We start from the raw sequence: 18,993 nt of genomic DNA, 5'->3' as shown, positions 1-18,993 counted from the left end.
TCAATTATGAGCACAGAACATAAACAGTCTTTATCGGCGGTAACCCTGGCAGCAATAGGGGTGGTTTACGGTGATATTGGTACCAGCCCGCTCTATACCTTGAGAGAGTGCTTTTCTGGTCATTATGGTTTTGATGTCCGCCCGGATGTGGTGTTTGGCTTTTTATCGCTGATTTTCTGGATGCTCATCCTGATAGTCTCGGTTAAATATCTGACCTATGTGATGCGCGCGGATAACGCCGGTGAAGGGGGCATTTTAACCTTAATGTCTTTGGCCGGGCGCAATACCTCCTCCCGAGCCACCTCAATACTGGTCATCCTTGGTTTGATTGGCGGCAGCTTCTTTTATGGCGAGGTGGTCATCACCCCGGCAATATCAGTTATGTCAGCCATCGAAGGGCTGGAAATCGCCGCACCTGCGCTTGATCCCTATATCGTCCCCTGCTCTATTGCAGTGCTAACCCTGCTGTTTGTGATTCAAAAACACGGCACCGGCAGTGTTGGTAAATTATTCGCCCCAGTGATGCTGGTGTGGTTTCTAACCATCGCTCTGCTGGGTCTACGCAGTATTATTGCGAATCCAGAAGTTCTGTCTGCGCTGAATCCCAAATGGGCGTTCGGCTTCTTTACGGAATATAAAGCGGTATCGTTTTATGCCCTTGGTGCGGTGGTGCTGGCGATAACTGGGGTGGAAGCGCTGTATGCTGATATGGGCCATTTTGGTAAATTCCCTATCCGGTTGGCCTGGTTTACCGTGGTGTTACCCTCATTAGTGCTGAACTATTTTGGGCAGGGGGCACTACTGCTGAAAAACCCTGAAGCCATCAAAAACCCCTTCTTCTTGTTAGCCCCTGACTGGGCGCTGATTCCACTGCTAATTTTGGCGACATTAGCAACAGTGATCGCCTCGCAGGCGGTTATTTCTGGCGTCTTCTCACTGACACGACAAGCGGTGCGGTTAGGTTACTTGCCGCCAATGCGCATCATCCACACCTCTGAAATGGAGTCCGGCCAGATCTATATTCCAGTCATTAACTGGACACTCTATCTGGCGGTGGTTCTGGTGATTGTCGGCTTCGAGCGCTCCAGTAATTTGGCGGCCGCTTATGGTATTGCGGTGACCGGAACCATGGTGATAACCAGCATTCTGTTCTGCATTGTGGCGCTGAAAAACTGGCACTGGAACCGCCTCTTTGTGTGGTGCCTGCTGGTGGTGTTACTGATAATTGATGTTCCGATGTTTTCAGCCAACGCATTGAAGTTGTTCTCCGGCGGTTGGTTGCCTATCTCGCTGGGTCTGGTGATGTTTATCATCATGACCACCTGGAAAAGCGAGCGTTTCGGTCTGTTGCGCCGGATGCATGAACATGGCAATTCACTGGAAGCGATGATTGCGTCATTGGAGAAATCACCGCCAGTGCGGGTCACCGGGACGGCGGTGTATATGTCGCGGGCGATGAATGTGATTCCGTTCGCACTACTACATAACCTCAAACACAACAAAGTGTTACATGAGCGTGTGGTGTTGCTGACATTGCGAACCGAGGACGCCCCTTACGTCCACAATGTGAAGCGGGTGACCATCGAGCAGCTCTCGCCAACCTTCTGGCGGGTCGTGGCGAGTTATGGTTGGCGCGAAACGCCGAATGTGGAGGAGGTATTCCACCGCTGTGGTCTGGAAGGTTTACCGTGCCAGATGATGGAAACCTCATTCTTTATGTCCCACGAGTCGCTCATCCTGACAAGGCGGCCATGGTATCTGTTCCTGCGCGGCAAGCTGTTTATTGCCCTCAGCCGCAATGCGCTCCGCGCCGCAGATCAGTTTGAAATCCCCCCTAACCGGGTCATTGAACTTGGAACGCAGGTAGAGATTTAACCTGAAAGGCCGTTAATCATAACGGCCTTTTTCACCTCTATAACTCCCACTTCTCTTTTTTCAGCGAAACGTTTCGATGGCGATCACAATTTCATCAAATTGGGTTTGCCTTCTGCGGCTATTTTTCTAAACTCAGTATTAGCGAAACGTTTCGCTGTTGGAGTAGAAAATGAAAAAAGGCGCATTACTGAATTCTGATATTTCCGCTGTTATCTCCCGCCTGGGTCATACCGATCAGGTTGTGATAGGTGATGCGGGGCTGCCAATACCGGCAACCACCACACGTATCGATCTGGCACTGACACGAGGCGTTCCTGGTTTCCTCCAGGTTCTTGAGGTGGTCACACAAGAGATGCAGGTTGAGAGTGCGTACCTTGCGGAGGAGATAGTTAAAAATAATCCGCAACTCCATGAAGCGTTACTCGCCCAGTTAACACAACTTGAGCAACACCAGGGAAACCAAATTGTTCTGCGCTATATCAGCCACGAGGCTTTTAAAGAGCAGACCAAACAAAGCCGGGCAGTGATTCGTAGCGGGGAGTGTTCCCCCTTTGCTAACATCATTCTCTGCTCCGGCGTAACCTTCTGAGGCATTTATGCAACCTTTGCTGCAACTGAAAGGGATTGATAAAGCCTTTCCCGGCGTCAAAGCACTCTCCGGTGCGGCGCTCAGTGTCTATCCTGGTAGGGTGATGGCACTGGTTGGCGAAAATGGGGCCGGAAAATCGACCATGATGAAAGTGCTGACCGGCATCTACAGTAAGGATGCCGGCAGTCAACATTTCATGGGGCAAGAAGTGGTGTTTAATGGCCCCAAAGCATCTCAGGAAGCGGGCATTGGCATTATTCATCAGGAACTTAACCTGATCCCACAGTTAACCATCGCAGAAAATATCTTTTTAGGACGTGAGTTTGTTAATCGTTTTGGCGGCATCGATTGGAAAAAGATGTATGCCGAAGCGGATTTACTGCTGGCGCGCCTGAATATTCATTACAGCAGCCACCGGCTGGTGGGTGAGCTTTCCATTGGTGATCAGCAGATGGTGGAGATCGCCAAAGTGCTGAGTTTTGAATCCAAAGTCATCATCATGGATGAGCCAACCGACGCCCTGACCGATACTGAAACCGCCTCTTTATTTAACGTTATTAACGAGTTGAAAGCGGAAGGTCGCGGCATCGTTTATATCTCTCATCGGCTAAAAGAGATTTTTGAGATTTGCGATGACGTCACCGTCTTCCGTGATGGGCAGTTTATCGCGGAAAAACCGGTGAGCGAGCTGACGGAAAACTCACTAATTGAGATGATGGTTGGCCGCAAATTAGAAGAGCAATATCCGCGCCTGAATTTGCCTCGCGGCGAAAAGCGCTTACAGGTCAAACAGCTATGCGGCCCTGGGGTGAAGAGTGTCAGCTTTACTCTATATCGCGGTGAGATCCTCGGCGTGGCGGGCTTAATGGGCGCAGGGCGTACTGAGCTGATGAAAATCATCTACGGTGCACTGCCGCGTAAGTCTGGTTTTATTATGCTGGATGGTCGCGAAGTGGTAACCCATTCACCGCAGGATGGTTTGGCAAATGGCATCGTCTATATTTCTGAAGACCGTAAACGAGATGGCTTAGTGCTGGGCATGTCAGTGAAAGAGAATATGTCTTTGACGGCATTACGTTATTTCAGCCGCGCGGGCGGTTCGCTCAAGCACGCAGATGAACAACTGGCGGTCGCGGATTTCATTCGCTTATTTAATATCAAAACGCCTTCGATGGAGCAGCCGATTGGTTTGTTATCCGGCGGCAATCAACAGAAAGTGGCGATTGCGCGCGGCTTGATGACCCGTCCGAAAGTGCTGATCCTTGATGAACCTACGCGTGGGGTAGATGTCGGGGCTAAAAAAGAGATCTACCAGTTAATTAACCAATTCAAGCAAGAAGGGCTGAGCATCATTCTGGTCTCCTCAGAGATGCCGGAAGTGCTCGGCATGAGTGACCGAATTCTCGTGATGCATGAGGGCCAACTAAGCGGCGAGTTCTCGATTGAACAGGCGACCCAAGAAGTGTTGATGGCAGCTGCTGTCGGCAAGCAATCTTTTGATAAGCAAAAGCTTAGTGAGCAGGAGTAATCAGATATGAGTTCCCAGACGATCCAGACAAAACGCTGGTTCAGTAAAGAGTGGCTATTAGAACAAAAATCACTGATTGCGCTGCTGGTGCTGATTGCTGTGGTTTCGTCACTAAGCCCAAACTTTTTTACCCTTAATAATCTGTTCAATATTCTTCAGCAGACCTCCGTCAATGCCATTATGGCGGTGGGGATGACGCTGGTTATCCTGACTTCCGGCATTGATCTGTCGGTGGGATCACTACTGGCGCTGACTGGCGCGGTAGCGGCCTCAATTGTGGGGTTAGAAGTGAATGCCATGGTGGCGGTGGCTGCTGCATTGGTATTGGGGGCGTTTATTGGCGGCATTACCGGGGTGATTGTCGCCAAAGGTAAAGTGCAGGCATTTATCGCCACGCTGGTCATGATGCTGTTACTGCGCGGTGTAACCATGGTTTACACCAATGGTAGCCCAGTCAATACCGGTTTTACTGAAGTGGCAGATACCTTTGGCTGGTTCGGTATTGGTCGTCCCCTAGGTATACCCACTCCTATCTGGTTGATGGCTATCGTCTTTATTGCTGCCTGGTACATGCTGCACCACACCCGTTTGGGCCGCTATATCTATGCCTTGGGCGGTAATGAGTCAGCTACACGGCTCTCGGGTATCAGCGTCGATAAAGTTAAAATTATTGTTTATTCACTGTGTGGATTGTTAGCGGCCCTGGCGGGGATTATCGAAGTGGCCCGCTTATCATCAGCACAACCGACGGCCGGTACTGGCTATGAGTTGGATGCAATAGCCGCAGTAGTTCTGGGCGGAACCAGTCTTGCCGGGGGGAAAGGGCGGATCGTCGGCACCCTGATCGGCGCGTTAATCCTCGGCTTCTTAAATAACGGTTTGAATTTACTGGGTGTCTCCTCTTACTACCAAATGATCGTAAAAGCAGTGGTTATCCTGCTGGCGGTACTGGTAGATAACAAAAGCAGCAAATAACCTCTCTCCCTACAGGAATTGTGACCATGAAAATGAAGAAACTGGCTACCTTGATCTCTGTTGTTGCATTGAGCGCGACTGTGAGTGCTAACGCGCTGGCAAAAGACACTATCGCCTTGGTCGTTTCCACGCTGAATAACCCGTTCTTTGTTTCAATGAAAGAGGGTGCGCAAAAAGAAGCTGATAAGCTGGGCTACAACCTGGTGGTATTGGATTCACAAAATAACCCGGCTAAAGAGCTGGCGAACGTGCAGGACTTAACGGTTCGCGGCACGAAATTGCTGCTGATTAACCCAACTGACTCTGATGCGGTGGGTAATGCGGTGAAAATGGCTAATCAGGCGAAGATTCCGGTCATCACCCTTGACCGTCTGGCTAACGCCGGCACCGTGGTTAGCCACGTCGCGTCTGATAACCGTTTCGGCGGCAAAATGGCCGGTGACTTCATTGCTAAAAAATTGGGTAGTGATGCCAAAGTTATTCAGCTGGAAGGGATTGCGGGGGCCTCGGCGGCTCGTGAACGTGGCGAAGGCTTTAAACAGTCGATGGAAAAAAACAAATTCCAGCTGCTGGCCAGCCAGCCTGCTGACTTTGACCGCACCAAGGGCTTGAACGTCATGCAGAACTTGCTGACCGCTCATCCAACTGTACAGGCAGTGTTTGCCCAGAATGATGAGATGGCGCTGGGTGCGCTGCGCGCCTTGCAAACTGCCGGCAAAACGGATGTGTTAGTGGTCGGTTTTGATGGCACTGACGATGGTATCAAAGCGGTTGAGAGTGGCAAGCTGGGTGCTACCATCGCTCAACGCCCGGACCAAATTGGCGTCATTGGCATCCAAACTGCGGATAAAGTATTGAAAGGCGAGAAAGTCCAGGCCGTTATCCCAGTAGATCTGAAGTTAGTGACTAAATAATATCGTCATTCAATCAGTAGTTGTCATTCAATAAACCCAAGATAATTGGAGTTGCAGGTAGGCGGCAAGTGAATGACAAATCGGTGAAAACCGATTTGAACAGCATTTATGCTAGCCCGTAGGGTGAGCCTCTTTGAGGCTCATTAATCCCGATGAGCTTACTTAGGTAAGTGACTCGGGTGAGTGAACCTAGCTAACCCCCCTGCAACTTCAATGACAAAGGAATAAATACGATGGAAACAGGTAAGCTGGTGGTCTTGGGCAGCATCAATGCCGACCATATTCTGAATATTGAGCAGTTTCCGCGTCCAGGTGAAACGGTGATCGGGAAGCAGTATAAGGTTGCTTTCGGTGGCAAAGGGGCTAATCAGGCTGTTGCCGCTGGCCGTAGTGGGGCGAAAATCGCGTTTATTGCCTGTGTGGGTGAAGATGATATTGGTGAACGGGTGCGCCGGCAGTTAGCCAGCGATAATATTGATACGGCCCCTATTGAGGCTGTTGCGGGAACGACCACCGGTGTAGCGCTGATTTTCGTCAATGGTGAGGGCGAAAACGTCATTGGTATCAATGCTGGGGCCAACTCGGCAGTGACACCTGAATATCTTAGCCGCTATCAGCAGCAGGTTATTGCTGCCGATGCACTGCTGATGCAACTGGAATCTCCGCTCGATACCGTGATTGCCGCCGCTAAACTGGCAAAACAGCATCAAACTCAGGTTATTCTCAATCCGGCGCCTGCCCGTGAACTCCCCGACGAGCTGTTAGCGCTGGTGGATATGATCACCCCAAATGAGACCGAAGCTGAGCGCTTAACGGGTATTCATATTGAGCAGGATGATGATGCGGCGAAAGCAGCACAAATTCTGCATGATAAAGGCATCGCTACCGTGATTATTACCTTGGGTAGCCGTGGTGTCTGGCTCAGTGAACAGGGCAAGGGGAAATTGGTTGCTGGGTTCAAAGTCGATGCAGTGGATACTATTGCTGCTGGTGATACATTTAATGGCGCATTACTGACAGCGTTATTGGAAGGTCAATCGATGGACTTAGCCGTGCGCTTTGCTCATGCCGCTGCCGCGATCGCCGTGACTCGCTCTGGCGCGCAACCGTCCATTCCATGGCGTACCGAGATCGATAGCTTCTTACAAGGCCAGGTATAACTTTGGCCACCATGAAAGATGTCGCCCGTTTAGCGGGCGTATCAACCTCAACTGTCTCGCATGTAATTAATAAAAACCGCTTTGTTAGCGACCCTATTCGCGACAAAGTGCAGTCTGCAATCGCGCAGCTCAACTACGCCCCTTCCGCACTAGCCCGCAGCTTGAAACTCAAACAAACCCGCACCATCGGTATGCTGGTCACCGCCAGTAGCAACCCGTTCTATGCCGAAGTAGTCCGTGGTGTGGAGCGCAGTTGCTATGAGCGCGGTTATAGTTTGATTCTGTGTAATACCGAAGGCGATATTGATCGCATGAGCCGTAGCATTGAAACCTTGATGCAAAAGCGTGTCGATGGCTTGCTGCTGATGTGCACCGAAAGCCACCGCCCCTCCCAGGATATTCTGCGTTGTTACCCCTCATTGCCGATCATAATGATGGACTGGGCCCCGTTTGAAGGGGTGAACGATGTGATTCAGGATAACTCGCTATTTGGCGGTGAAATGGCAACCTCATATTTGATTGCCAGGGGATATACCCGAATCGCCTGCATTGCGGGTCCGCAAGACAAAACTCCGGCCAAAGAGCGTTTGGAAGGGTATCGCCAAGCCATGGCGCGCGCGGGTTTACCGGTACTTGTGGGTTATGAAGTCGCCAGTGATTTTGAATTTGGTGGTGGGTTGGCGGCGATGAAGCAGTTACTTGCCCTGCCGGAGCCACCCGATGCCGTCTTTACCAGCAACGATGCCATGGCGGTGGGGGTTTATCAGGCGTTACATCAGGCTGGATTATCGATCCCGCAAGATATGGCGGTGATTGGTTACGATGATATTGAAATTGCACAATATATGACACCGCCACTGACGACCATCCATCAGCCAAAAGATGACCTTGGCGAACTGGCAATTGATACGCTGATTCATCGGTTGAATAACCCGGAAGCGGAACCGCAAGTGCTGGTTCTCACTCCCGAGCTAATTGAACGTGGGTCGGTCGCTATCCGTTAAACTTCACTTTTTGCCGGGCGCGAGACTTTTTTCACATTGCGCCCCTGAATCAAATTGTCGCCATCTTTGGGTTTGAGTAATAGGAATACCATTGATGAAAGTAGTGTCACCACGCCCATGGTAATAAAGGTGTAGTGGAAGTGATCGACAGCACCACCAAACGACAACCCATCATAAAACCGCAATACCACCGCGCTAATTGCTACCCCAAAGCTGATCGCCAGCTGTTGGGTGACGGCCAGAACACTGTTACCCGAGCTGGCATTGTTATCGGTCAAGTCTGCCAAGGTGATGGTATTCATCGCGGTGAACTGAGTTGACATCGCCATACCCAATACAAAGAGTGGCAAGATCATCAGCCAAGGTGACATCCCCGGTGATTGCAGTGCAAACAAGGCTATCAGCACGCCGATAATGGCGGTAATGCCCACTAACACTGTGCGATAACCCAATGAACGTAATACCTGCGTCACGGCGGATTTTGCCATCATCGAACCAATGGCAGTCGGCGCCATCATGCAACCGGCAATAATGGCGGAATAACCAAAACCAACCTGCAACATCAATGGCATTAAGAATGGTACACAGCCGGTGCCTAACCGTGAGGCCACGTTACCGGCGATCCCAACAGAGAATGTGCGGGTTTTAAATAGCGGCAAACCAATTAATGGATTTGGATGGCCTTTGGCGTGGAATATATAGAAGAGCAACATCAATAAGCCACCAACCAGTGTCGCGGCGGGCAGATAATTGGCAATGTCTGGCCGCCCCATGATTTCCAAACTCACGGATATCAAAACTAAGCTGCTACCAAATAGCAGAAAGCCGATAAAATCAAAGGCGCGTTTGGGCATGGTGAAGTCGGGCATATATTTACGTGCGTAGATAATGCCCAATATGCCGATAGGTATATTAAGGATAAAAATCCAGTGCCAGGTGGCGTAGGTCACCAGTAGTCCGCCCAAGAGTGGCCCCATGACAGGGCCAATTAATCCGGGAATGGTGACAAAATTTAATACCGGCAACAATTCACTGCGCGGATAAGCTCGAATAAGCGCCAGTCTGGCGACGGGCATCATCATCGCCCCGCCGACACCTTGAATCACGCGGGAGGCAACCAGAAATGGCAGTGAACCTGAAAGTGCACACAGCAACGACCCCAGCGTAAAGAGAGAGACCGCCAAAATGAAAACTCTTCGGGTGCCAAAACGGTCTGCTAGCCAACCACTTACCGGAATCAGCATCGCGACTGTCAGGGTATAGCTGATAATCGCGGATTGCATGGTCAGTGGCGACCGATGGAGGCTTTCGGCGATTGATGGCAGTGCCGTATTCAGTATGGTGGCATCCAAAGCCTGCATAAAGAAAGCCATGGCGGCTATCCAAGGAAGACCCGCCATGCTGCGCGCAGATTTTATCATTGTCCGTCCTGATTAAATTGAGTGGGTGTGAGTACCCTCTATCTATATATAGATAAATAACATCTCGCCGCTACTCTTTCCCTGCTAATAACACCCGACAGGCTAATAAAGCACCTTGGCTATCATTTGCCAGAATCGCATCGACAATATCCTGATGCTGTTGCAGCTTAATCACCTCATCGCCGGTAATGGCGCGAAAATAGCTGTGATAAACCGAGCTAAACAAATTGGCGAACGAAGTCAAAAATGGATTACCGCTGGCTTCATAGATTAATTGATGAAACTGAGCATCCACCTCAATCCATCGTTCACGATTAAAGTGAGCATATAGCTCGCGCATCTCTGCGATTAATGAGGCTAACCGCACCCGCTGCTTATCATTGGCATTCACCGCCGCCAGGGCACAAGCTTGAGGCTCGAGTGATGTCCTTAATATAAGGAAGTGCTGCATCACTTGATCAAAGTTTTCTCGATTCATCCACCATGTCAGTAACTCCTGATCAAGGTAGTTCCAATTTGCTTGCGGCATAACTCGAGTGCCAATACGTGGGCGCGGTAATAACATCCCTTTTGCTGCGAGCATTTTCACTGCCTCACGAACGGCAGTACGACTAACACCAAATTGCTCACCCAACTCTATCTCGCCAGGCAGTATGCTACCGGCGACATATTCACCTGCGAGAATGCGCTGACCAATTTTTTCGGCCAATAGATATGAAAGATTGCGTTGGGCGGCCTGTTGTTGGGTATTTAGTTGCATGGTGATTTGTCCTATCTATCTTCTTATCTTTCTATTTTACTCTACAGATTCACTCTGGGATTGAATGTTTAGCTTAATAATTGTTTAAAAACCCGGCTATTACCCCATATTTGCTGAAAAAAAACACGGTTGAAAAGTTTTTTCAATTTAGGGGTTGCAGCCTGTCAGGAACTCCCTATAATGCGCCTCCACTGACCGGGAACAACGAAACAAACTTCGCCGGGTCAGGAAGGGAAAAGAACGCGTTTGAGTTCGAAAGAAATCAAATAACACCTTGACTCTTCAGCGGGAAAGCGTATTATCTGCCTCCCGCGTTACCGTAAGATTCGCTGAAAGGCCAACGGGTAACGAACGCTCTTTAACAATTTATCAGACAATCTGTGTGGGCACTCGCAAGACGATATCGAAGCCTGTTTCGGCAGGCAGAAGCAATATCAAAGTCTTGAAGAGTGACCAAAGCAGTACACATTTGAACTTCGGTTCGAATGCATATTTGCAGAAAGTAATCTTTGAGCATCGCTACTTCGGTAGCAAATCAAACAAATCTTAAATTGAAGAGTTTGATCATGGCTCAGATTGAACGCTGGCGGCAGGCCTAACACATGCAAGTCGAGCGGCAGCGGGAAGTAGTTTACTACTTCGCCGGCGAGCGGCGGACGGGTGAGTAATGTCTGGGGATCTGCCTGATGGAGGGGGATAACTACTGGAAACGGTAGCTAATACCGCATGACCTCGTAAGAGCAAAGTGGGGGACCTTCGGGCCTCACGCCATCGGATGAACCCAGATGGGATTAGCTAGTAGGTGGGGTAATGGCTCACCTAGGCGACGATCCCTAGCTGGTCTGAGAGGATGACCAGCCACACTGGAACTGAGACACGGTCCAGACTCCTACGGGAGGCAGCAGTGGGGAATATTGCACAATGGGCGCAAGCCTGATGCAGCCATGCCGCGTGTGTGAAGAAGGCCTTCGGGTTGTAAAGCACTTTCAGCGAGGAGGAAGGCAGTCGTGTTAATAGCACGATTGATTGACGTTACTCGCAGAAGAAGCACCGGCTAACTCCGTGCCAGCAGCCGCGGTAATACGGAGGGTGCAAGCGTTAATCGGAATTACTGGGCGTAAAGCGCACGCAGGCGGTTTGTTAAGTCAGATGTGAAATCCCCGCGCTTAACGTGGGAACTGCATTTGAAACTGGCAAGCTAGAGTCTTGTAGAGGGGGGTAGAATTCCAGGTGTAGCGGTGAAATGCGTAGAGATCTGGAGGAATACCGGTGGCGAAGGCGGCCCCCTGGACAAAGACTGACGCTCAGGTGCGAAAGCGTGGGGAGCAAACAGGATTAGATACCCTGGTAGTCCACGCTGTAAACGATGTCGACTTGGAGGTTGTGCCCTTGAGGCGTGGCTTCCGGAGCTAACGCGTTAAGTCGACCGCCTGGGGAGTACGGCCGCAAGGTTAAAACTCAAATGAATTGACGGGGGCCCGCACAAGCGGTGGAGCATGTGGTTTAATTCGATGCAACGCGAAGAACCTTACCTACTCTTGACATCCACAGAACTTAGCAGAGATGCTTCGGTGCCTTCGGGAACTGTGAGACAGGTGCTGCATGGCTGTCGTCAGCTCGTGTTGTGAAATGTTGGGTTAAGTCCCGCAACGAGCGCAACCCTTATCCTTTGTTGCCAGCACGTAATGGTGGGAACTCAAGGGAGACTGCCGGTGACAAACCGGAGGAAGGTGGGGATGACGTCAAGTCATCATGGCCCTTACGAGTAGGGCTACACACGTGCTACAATGGCAGATACAAAGTGAAGCGAACTCGCGAGAGCAAGCGGACCACATAAAGTCTGTCGTAGTCCGGATTGGAGTCTGCAACTCGACTCCATGAAGTCGGAATCGCTAGTAATCGTAGATCAGAATGCTACGGTGAATACGTTCCCGGGCCTTGTACACACCGCCCGTCACACCATGGGAGTGGGTTGCAAAAGAAGTAGGTAGCTTAACCTTCGGGAGGGCGCTTACCACTTTGTGATTCATGACTGGGGTGAAGTCGTAACAAGGTAACCGTAGGGGAACCTGCGGTTGGATCACCTCCTTACCTCACGATACGCATTGCGCAGTGTCCACACAGATTGTCTGATGAATGTAATGAGCAAGGTAACCTGCTGTAGATGGGTGAGACGCGCACCGCAAAATCGAGTGTTGACTGCATCAGTCGCTCGGATTTGCAGGCAAATTCTCGCCTCTACACGAAATTCTCGAAGCAGTGCTTCGAGAGTCAAATTTCGTGTCCCCATCGTCTAGAGGCCTAGGACACTGCCCTTTCACGGCTGTAACAGGGGTTCGAATCCCCTTGGGGACGCCAATCCGATAATGTGTGAAAGACATTATCAACCGGTTCTTTATGAACTAAAAAATAACTTAAAGATGACTTTAACGAGTCGTGTTTAAGATATTGCTCTTTAACAATCTGGAACAAGCTGAAAATTGAAACAATACAGCTGAAACTTATCTCTCCGTAGATGTACTGAGATAAGGAGTAGCCTGTATTAGAGTCTCTCAAATAATCGCAACGCAAAGGGTCTGCAAAGACACCTTCGGGTTGTGAGGTTAAGCGACTAAGCGTACACGGTGGATGCCTAGGCAGTCAGAGGCGATGAAGGGCGTGCTAATCTGCGAAAAGCGTCGGTAAGCTGATATGAAGCGTTACAACCGACGATACCCGAATGGGGAAACCCAGTGCAATTCGTTGCACTATTGCATGGTGAATACATAGCCATGCAAGGCGAACCGGGGGAACTGAAACATCTAAGTACCCCGAGGAAAAGAAATCAACCGAGATTCCCCCAGTAGCGGCGAGCGAACGGGGAAGAGCCCAGAGTCTGAATCAGTTTATGTGTTAGTGGAAGCGTCTGGAAAGTCGCACGGTACAGGGTGATAGTCCCGTACACAAAAATGCATATTCTGTGAACTCGATGAGTAGGGCGGGACACGTGACATCCTGTCTGAATATGGGGGGACCATCCTCCAAGGCTAAATACTCCTGACTGACCGATAGTGAACCAGTACCGTGAGGGAAAGGCGAAAAGAACCCCGGCGAGGGGAGTGAAATAGAACCTGAAACCGTGTACGTACAAGCAGTGGGAGCACCTTCGTGGTGTGACTGCGTACCTTTTGTATAATGGGTCAGCGACTTATATTTTGTAGCAAGGTTAACCGAATAGGGGAGCCGTAGGGAAACCGAGTCTTAACTGGGCGTCTAGTTGCAAGGTATAGACCCGAAACCCGGTGATCTAGCCATGGGCAGGTTGAAGGTTGGGTAACACTAACTGGAGGACCGAACCGACTAATGTTGAAAAATTAGCGGATGACTTGTGGCTGGGGGTGAAAGGCCAATCAAACCGGGAGATAGCTGGTTCTCCCCGAAAGCTATTTAGGTAGCGCCTCGTGACTCATCTTCGGGGGTAGAGCACTGTTTCGGCTAGGGGGTCATCCCGACTTACCAAACCGATGCAAACTCCGAATACCGAAGAATGTTATCACGGGAGACACACGGCGGGTGCTAACGTCCGTCGTGAAGAGGGAAACAACCCAGACCGCCAGCTAAGGTCCCAAAGTCATGGTTAAGTGGGAAACGATGTGGGAAGGCACAGACAGCCAGGATGTTGGCTTAGAAGCAGCCATCATTTAAAGAAAGCGTAATAGCTCACTGGTCGAGTCGGCCTGCGCGGAAGATGTAACGGGGCTAAACCATGCACCGAAGCTGCGGCAGCGAACGTATCACCCAAGACAATTTGATGATGTGGATAATGATTGACGGAGCACAGCGACGTCAATGCGTCCAATAAAGTCGAGTTGGCTTAGGGATACGTTCGTTGGGTAGGGGAGCGTTCTGTAAGCCGTTGAAGGTGACCTGTGAGGGTTGCTGGAGGTATCAGAAGTGCGAATGCTGACATAAGTAACGATAATGCGGGTGAAAAACCCGCACGCCGGAAGACCAAGGGTTCCTGTCCAACGTTAATCGGGGCAGGGTGAGTCGACCCCTAAGGCGAGGCTGAAAAGCGTAGTCGATGGGAAACAGGTTAATATTCCTGTACTTGGTGTTACTGCGAAGGGGGGACGGAGAAGGCTAGGCTAGCCGGGCGACGGTTGTCCCGGTTTAAGCATGTAGGCGGAGTGACCAGGTAAATCCGGTTGCTTATCAACGCTGAGGTGTGATGACGAGCCACTACGGTGGTGAAGTAGTTGATGCCAAGCTTCCAGGAAAAGCCTCTAAGCATCAGGTAACATTAAATCGTACCCCAAACCGACACAGGTGGTCAGGTAGAGAATACTCAGGCGCTTGAGAGAACTCGGGTGAAGGAACTAGGCAAAATGGTGCCGTAACTTCGGGAGAAGGCACGCTGGCGCTAGGTGAAGAGACTTGCTCTCGGAGCTGAAGCCAGTCGCAGATACCAGCTGGCTGCAACTGTTTAATAAAAACACAGCACTGTGCAAACACGAAAGTGGACGTATACGGTGTGACGCCTGCCCGGTGCTGGAAGGTTAATTGATGGGGTCAGCCGCAAGGCGAAGCTCTTGATCGAAGCCCCAGTAAACGGCGGCCGTAACTATAACGGTCCTAAGGTAGCGAAATTCCTTGTCGGGTAAGTTCCGACCTGCACGAATGGCGTAATGATGGCCAGGCTGTCTCCACCCGAGACTCAGTGAAATTGAACTCGCTGTGAAGATGCAGTGTACCCGCGGCAAGACGGAAAGACCCCGTGAACCTTTACTATAGCTTGACACTGAACATTGAGCCTTGATGTGTAGGATAGGTGGGAGGCATTGAAGTGTGGACGCCAGTCTGCATGGAGCCAACCTTGAAATACCACCCTTTAATGTTTGATGTTCTAACTCGGCCCCATAATCTGGGGTGAGGACAGTGTCTGGTGGGTAGTTTGACTGGGGCGGTCTCCTCCCAAAGAGTAACGGAGGAGCACGAAGGTTAGCTAATCACGGTCGGACATCGTGAGGTTAGTGCAAAGGCATAAGCTAGCTTGACTGCGAGAGTGACGGCTCGAGCAGGTACGAAAGTAGGTCTTAGTGATCCGGTGGTTCTGAATGGAAGGGCCATCGCTCAACGGATAAAAGGTACTCCGGGGATAACAGGCTGATACCGCCCAAGAGTTCATATCGACGGCGGTGTTTGGCACCTCGATGTCGGCTCATCACATCCTGGGGCTGAAGTAGGTCCCAAGGGTATGGCTGTTCGCCATTTAAAGTGGTACGCGAGCTGGGTTTAGAACGTCGTGAGACAGTTCGGTCCCTATCTGCCGTGGGCGTTGGAAGATTGAGAGGGGCTGCTCCTAGTACGAGAGGACCGGAGTGGACGAATCACTGGTGTTCGGGTTGTCATGCCAATGGCATTGCCCGGTAGCTAAATTCGGAAGAGATAACCGCTGAAAGCATCTAAGCGGGAAACTTGCCTCGAGATGAGTCTTCCCTGGGGCTTTAAGCCCCCTGAAGGAACGTTAAAGACTATGACGTTGATAGGCTGGGTGTGTAAGTGCAGCGATGCATTGAGCTAACCAGTACTAATGATCCGTGAGGCTTAACCTTACAACACCAAAGGTGTTTTGGTGGTTTGAGAGAGAGATTTTCAGCGAAGTTCCGAGATTGGACTGACTGGCTGCACGATATATTATTGTGAAGCGGGTGAGTTAAAACAGAATTTGCCTGGCGGCCATAGCGCGGTGGTCCCACCTGATCCCATGCCGAACTCAGAAGTGAAACGCCGTAGCGCCGATGGTAGTGTGGGGTCTCCCCATGCGAGAGTAGGACACTGCCAGGCATCAAATCAAGCCGAAACCCCATGCCAAAAGCGTGGGGTTTTTGCTATGTGTAAAAAGACAAAAACCTGCCAGACTGCTGACAAACCTCGATGACTCGATCGATAACAGTGGGGATGGGCAGAAGAGTAAAGCGTCCGCGCCAGGGATGGTGCGGCTCGAGCATGGGATACGACAAATTGCGAATGCAGTTTGAACAGTGCCTGTGCTGGCCGCGGAGGGGCGAGGCTCATCCTAAAGTTGAGACGAATATTATCTAGCATAAAATATGAGTGGAGCATAAACCTGTTAGCGTTTAGGTAAAATCGCCATTCAGTTTTACTTCCTATCAATTCTCGTTAACCAATCGCAAATAAAATCTGCGATCTCTTCTGGCTGGTTAATATCCAATTGCTCTACGGTACTCACTATCGGTTTGTCGCTCGCTAAAGCGATAACATATTTATCAATCAAGTCAGTGAATGGTTTACCCACAGCTTCTCTATAAAGTGCGATTTTGCTGATCGGTTCATGTTTAAAACCTTCAACTAAGATGAGATCGATGGTTGAGGCATCTAGCCGACTGGCAAGGTAGTGAAGATCTAAAGGGGGCGACTCTGGTGTTTCCGTCATTAATGCCCAACGGCAATCACTCGCAACCAGCGTCTGATGAGCGCCGGCTTTACGTAATTCATAGCTATCCTTCCCTGGCGTATCAATTTCCATATTGTGATGTGTATGTTTGATTAAGCCGACTCGGATTTGGCGCTGTTGCAGTAAGGGGATTAGACTTTTTAGTAACGTAGTTTTTCCTGTGCCACTGTATGCGGCTATACCTAATAGCGGCGGTATCTTTTGGCTCATAACGGCCCTCTTTTCTCTTGTTCCCATAAGTCACAATCTGCGGGGGTATTTAGGTTGCTGAATGGGTTGGCTTGCCCACTGAAAACTACGGGTTGAGCATTCATGCTCTCCATCAATATCATTAGTTTACGATCTCCTTTTGCCAGAAATTCAGCAAGCAGTGGCTTCAAGCTGACATGCATTAAGGCCAATGTTGGGTGTGCTCGCTCACCATCATGAGCATAAGCCGCCAGTGTTTGCCCTTTCCCGTGCCAAAGCTGATAGACCAAATTGATAGGCAGTGTCGGAACATCGCAGGGAGCAAAAACAACCCATTCTGTAGGTGAATGACTCAGTCCTGCATGCATACCTGCCAGTGGCCCTACAAAGCCAGGAATGATATCGCTGATGACTGGTATGCCACTTTCTTGATACAACGCCTGATTACGATTAGCATTAATTAGCATGTGGTGAACCTGAGGTTTTAATCGCTCAATCACATATTGAAACAGCGGTTTGCCATGAAGAATAATCAGTCCTTTATCGTTTCCGCCCATTCGGGAAGAACGACCGCCTGCAAGAATAACGCCTGTTATATTGGGCTGCATTTCTATCACTCCGCTACATTCAACTTACTGACGAATTGTATCTTTAAATAGGAGAGGAGGTCAGGATTTACTTTTATTGACAGTAAGCTCTCTTTCCCTGTGTGAATATCCCTGCTACTTTGTCTGCATATTTTTGAATAAGGTAGATTTGCTATGAAATGCCATCGTGTTAATGAATTGATTGAGCTTTTACATCCGGCCTGGCAGCAAGAGCCTGACTTAAATTTGGTACAGTTTTTACAAAAATTGGCCGCTGAAGCTGGTTTTGAAGGTGAGTTTTCAGATCTAACCGACGATATTCTTATTTATCATCTGAAAATGCGTGGTTCGGCGTCGACAGAAGTGATCCCAGGACTGAAAAAAGATTTCGAAGAAGATTTTAAAACTGCCATATTGCGCGCTCGTGGCGTCATTAAAGATTAGTCATACTCCTTATCTGCGTAGATTAGGGCTTTGATGATACTATTTCTTATTCTCAGCGCGTCGCTGTCACTTATATAGACTGAATGTTGTTATGAACAGCTCTGCCTTTAATTTTCAGACGTTGTCTCCTGACCTAATTATGGATGCCCTTGAAGGGGTAGGATTACGGGTGGATTCAGGATTAACCGCGCTTAACAGTTACGAAAACCGCGTTTATCAGTTTATGGATGAAGATCGTAAACGTTACGTGGTGAAGTTTTATCGTCCTGAGCGCTGGAACAGCGAACAAATCACCGAAGAACATCAGTTCTCGCTTGATTTAGCAGAGTCGGAGATCCCGGTGATTGCCCCATTGCAGCTTAATGGGCACACCTTGCATACTCATAATGGGTTTTTCTTTGCGGTATTCCCAAGTGTCGGTGGCCGCCAGTATGAGATAGATAATCTTGATCAGTTAGAGTGGGTTGGCCGTTTTCTGGGGCGAATTCATCAGGTGGGTAGCGATAAACTTTTTGTTGTCCGCTCAACTATCGGTATCGAAGAGTATCTGACAGAACCGCGCCAGTTGTTGGCCAGCAGTAGTTTGGTGCCAGCAAAACAGCGAGATAAGTTTCTGGCTGCGACCGATCTATTGATCAGCACAATTAAGCACTATTGGCACACCGATTGGCAGCCACTGCGGCTACATGGCGACTGCCACCCAGGTAATATTTTATGGCGTGATGGGCCGATGTTTGTCGACCTGGATGATGCCAGAAATGGCCCAGCTATTCAGGATCTCTGGATGCTATTACATGGTGAACGAAGTGAGCAGTTGATCCAGTTGGATATTTTACTGGAAGCCTATGGCGAGTTTGCTGATTTTGATCAGCGTGAATTGGCATTGATTGAACCTTTACGCGCGATGCGGATGGTTTATTACCTTGCATGGGTTGCCAGACGTTGGCAGGACCCGGCATTCCCTAAAAGTTTTCCGTGGATGGCGGAGTCTGATTTTTGGTTACAGCAGACTGCATCATTTACAGAGCAGGTTAAGCTGTTGCAGGCCCCGCCTTTGCAGCTGATGCCAATGTACTAAAGTTAAGATAAT

General features: G+C 49.8%; 13 protein-coding genes, 1 tRNA gene and 3 rRNA genes. 13 read left to right on the top strand and 4 right to left on the bottom strand.

Annotation, left to right across the window (positions count from 1 at the left end; translation table 11 throughout):
* Window positions 1–6 precede the first annotated feature (6 nt).
* From kup to rbsR, 7 genes are all read left to right on the top strand, one after another.
* A complete protein-coding gene (gene kup, locus FFE93_RS21210; RefSeq protein ID WP_005271470.1) occupies window positions 7–1,875 on the top strand; it encodes a low affinity potassium transporter Kup in 1,869 nt (622 codons plus the stop codon).
* Window positions 1,876–2,044: 169 nt separating this feature from the next.
* Window positions 2,045–2,464 (top strand): D-ribose pyranase, encoded by a 420-nt coding sequence (rbsD, locus tag FFE93_RS21205; protein ID WP_004875731.1) that lies wholly within the window; start codon window positions 2,045–2,047, stop codon window positions 2,462–2,464.
* 7 nt (window positions 2,465–2,471) lie between these two features.
* Window positions 2,472–3,992 carry a ribose ABC transporter ATP-binding protein RbsA gene (gene rbsA / locus FFE93_RS21200; protein ID WP_005271466.1) on the top strand — a complete coding sequence of 507 codons (1,521 nt, stop codon included), beginning with the start codon at window positions 2,472–2,474 and terminating at the stop codon, window positions 3,990–3,992.
* A gap of 6 nt (window positions 3,993–3,998) precedes the next feature.
* The gene (rbsC, locus tag FFE93_RS21195) at window positions 3,999–4,967 is read left to right on the top strand and encodes a ribose ABC transporter permease (RefSeq protein WP_138774636.1); all 969 of its coding nucleotides are present in this window, start codon (window positions 3,999–4,001) and stop codon (window positions 4,965–4,967) included.
* A gap of 26 nt (window positions 4,968–4,993) precedes the next feature.
* The gene (gene rbsB / locus FFE93_RS21190; protein WP_032896678.1) at window positions 4,994–5,881 is read left to right on the top strand and encodes a ribose ABC transporter substrate-binding protein RbsB; all 888 of its coding nucleotides are present in this window, start codon (window positions 4,994–4,996) and stop codon (window positions 5,879–5,881) included.
* Window positions 5,882–6,114: 233 nt separating this feature from the next.
* On the top strand, window positions 6,115–7,041 hold the full coding sequence (rbsK, locus tag FFE93_RS21185) for a ribokinase (protein WP_005271459.1): 927 nt from the start codon (window positions 6,115–6,117) through the stop codon (window positions 7,039–7,041).
* Window positions 7,042–7,043: 2 nt separating this feature from the next.
* On the top strand, window positions 7,044–8,045 hold the full coding sequence (gene rbsR / locus FFE93_RS21180; RefSeq protein ID WP_032896676.1) for a ribose operon transcriptional repressor RbsR: 1,002 nt from the start codon (window positions 7,044–7,046) through the stop codon (window positions 8,043–8,045).
* Here the strand turns inward: rbsR and mdtD are convergent.
* Together mdtD and FFE93_RS21170 are read right to left on the bottom strand one after the other, a co-directional pair.
* Window positions 8,042–9,466 carry a multidrug transporter subunit MdtD gene (gene mdtD, locus FFE93_RS21175; RefSeq protein WP_005271457.1) on the bottom strand — a complete coding sequence of 475 codons (1,425 nt, stop codon included), beginning with the start codon at window positions 9,464–9,466 and terminating at the stop codon, window positions 8,042–8,044. The genes rbsR and mdtD overlap by 4 nt on opposite strands.
* A gap of 70 nt (window positions 9,467–9,536) precedes the next feature.
* The gene (locus FFE93_RS21170) at window positions 9,537–10,226 is read right to left on the bottom strand and encodes a FadR/GntR family transcriptional regulator (protein WP_005271454.1); all 690 of its coding nucleotides are present in this window, start codon (window positions 10,224–10,226) and stop codon (window positions 9,537–9,539) included.
* A gap of 548 nt (window positions 10,227–10,774) precedes the next feature.
* Here FFE93_RS21170 and FFE93_RS21160 point away from each other — a divergent pair.
* From FFE93_RS21160 to rrf, 4 genes are all read left to right on the top strand, one after another.
* Window positions 10,775–12,317: ribosomal RNA gene (locus FFE93_RS21160) — 16S ribosomal RNA — on the top strand.
* Between the two features lie 191 nt (window positions 12,318–12,508).
* Window positions 12,509–12,584 (top strand) — tRNA-Glu (locus FFE93_RS21155).
* A gap of 243 nt (window positions 12,585–12,827) precedes the next feature.
* Window positions 12,828–15,820, top strand: a 23S ribosomal RNA gene (locus tag FFE93_RS21150).
* 116 nt (window positions 15,821–15,936) lie between these two features.
* Window positions 15,937–16,052 (top strand): 5S ribosomal RNA (gene rrf / locus FFE93_RS21145).
* Together the 16S, 23S and 5S rRNA genes with 1 tRNA gene alongside form the textbook arrangement of a ribosomal RNA operon.
* Window positions 16,053–16,368: 316 nt before the next feature.
* On the opposite strand, the gene mobB is transcribed toward rrf, so the two are convergent.
* Window positions 16,369–16,893 (bottom strand): molybdopterin-guanine dinucleotide biosynthesis protein MobB, encoded by a 525-nt coding sequence (gene mobB, locus FFE93_RS21140; RefSeq protein WP_049602837.1) that lies wholly within the window; start codon window positions 16,891–16,893, stop codon window positions 16,369–16,371.
* Entirely contained in the window at window positions 16,890–17,480 is a 591-nt protein-coding gene (gene mobA, locus FFE93_RS21135; protein WP_049602836.1) for a molybdenum cofactor guanylyltransferase MobA, read from the bottom strand. The genes mobB and mobA overlap by 4 nt, the downstream gene beginning before the upstream one ends.
* Window positions 17,481–17,633: 153 nt before the next feature.
* On the opposite strand from mobA, the gene FFE93_RS21130 reads away from it, so the two are divergent.
* Together FFE93_RS21130 and FFE93_RS21125 are read left to right on the top strand one after the other, a co-directional pair.
* Entirely contained in the window at window positions 17,634–17,903 is a 270-nt protein-coding gene (locus FFE93_RS21130) for a YihD family protein (protein ID WP_005277758.1), read from the top strand.
* Window positions 17,904–17,994: 91 nt separating this feature from the next.
* Window positions 17,995–18,981 carry a serine/threonine protein kinase gene (locus FFE93_RS21125; protein ID WP_032898611.1) on the top strand — a complete coding sequence of 329 codons (987 nt, stop codon included), beginning with the start codon at window positions 17,995–17,997 and terminating at the stop codon, window positions 18,979–18,981.
* The last annotated feature ends 12 nt before the right edge of the window (window positions 18,982–18,993 follow it).

The organism is Yersinia sp. KBS0713 (assembly GCF_005937895.2).
GTDB classification, from domain to species: Bacteria; Pseudomonadota; Gammaproteobacteria; order Enterobacterales; family Enterobacteriaceae; genus Yersinia; species Yersinia bercovieri.
This window is presented reverse-complemented; position numbering and strand designations above follow the sequence as displayed.

Coding starts and splice junctions, on each gene's coding strand:
- kup (WP_005271470.1), top strand. CDS start 7: ATGAGCACAGAACATAAACAGTCTTTATCGGCGGTAACCCTGGCAGCA.
- rbsD (WP_004875731.1), top strand. CDS start 2,045: ATGAAAAAAGGCGCATTACTGAATTCTGATATTTCCGCTGTTATCTCC.
- rbsA (WP_005271466.1), top strand. CDS start 2,472: ATGCAACCTTTGCTGCAACTGAAAGGGATTGATAAAGCCTTTCCCGGC.
- rbsC (WP_138774636.1), top strand. CDS start 3,999: ATGAGTTCCCAGACGATCCAGACAAAACGCTGGTTCAGTAAAGAGTGG.
- rbsB (WP_032896678.1), top strand. CDS start 4,994: ATGAAAATGAAGAAACTGGCTACCTTGATCTCTGTTGTTGCATTGAGC.
- rbsK (WP_005271459.1), top strand. CDS start 6,115: ATGGAAACAGGTAAGCTGGTGGTCTTGGGCAGCATCAATGCCGACCAT.
- mdtD (WP_005271457.1), bottom strand. CDS start 9,466: ATGATAAAATCTGCGCGCAGCATGGCGGGTCTTCCTTGGATAGCCGCC.
- FFE93_RS21170 (WP_005271454.1), bottom strand. CDS start 10,226: ATGCAACTAAATACCCAACAACAGGCCGCCCAACGCAATCTTTCATAT.
- mobB (WP_049602837.1), bottom strand. CDS start 16,893: ATGAGCCAAAAGATACCGCCGCTATTAGGTATAGCCGCATACAGTGGC.
- mobA (WP_049602836.1), bottom strand. CDS start 17,480: ATGCAGCCCAATATAACAGGCGTTATTCTTGCAGGCGGTCGTTCTTCC.
- FFE93_RS21130 (WP_005277758.1), top strand. CDS start 17,634: ATGAAATGCCATCGTGTTAATGAATTGATTGAGCTTTTACATCCGGCC.
- FFE93_RS21125 (WP_032898611.1), top strand. CDS start 17,995: ATGAACAGCTCTGCCTTTAATTTTCAGACGTTGTCTCCTGACCTAATT.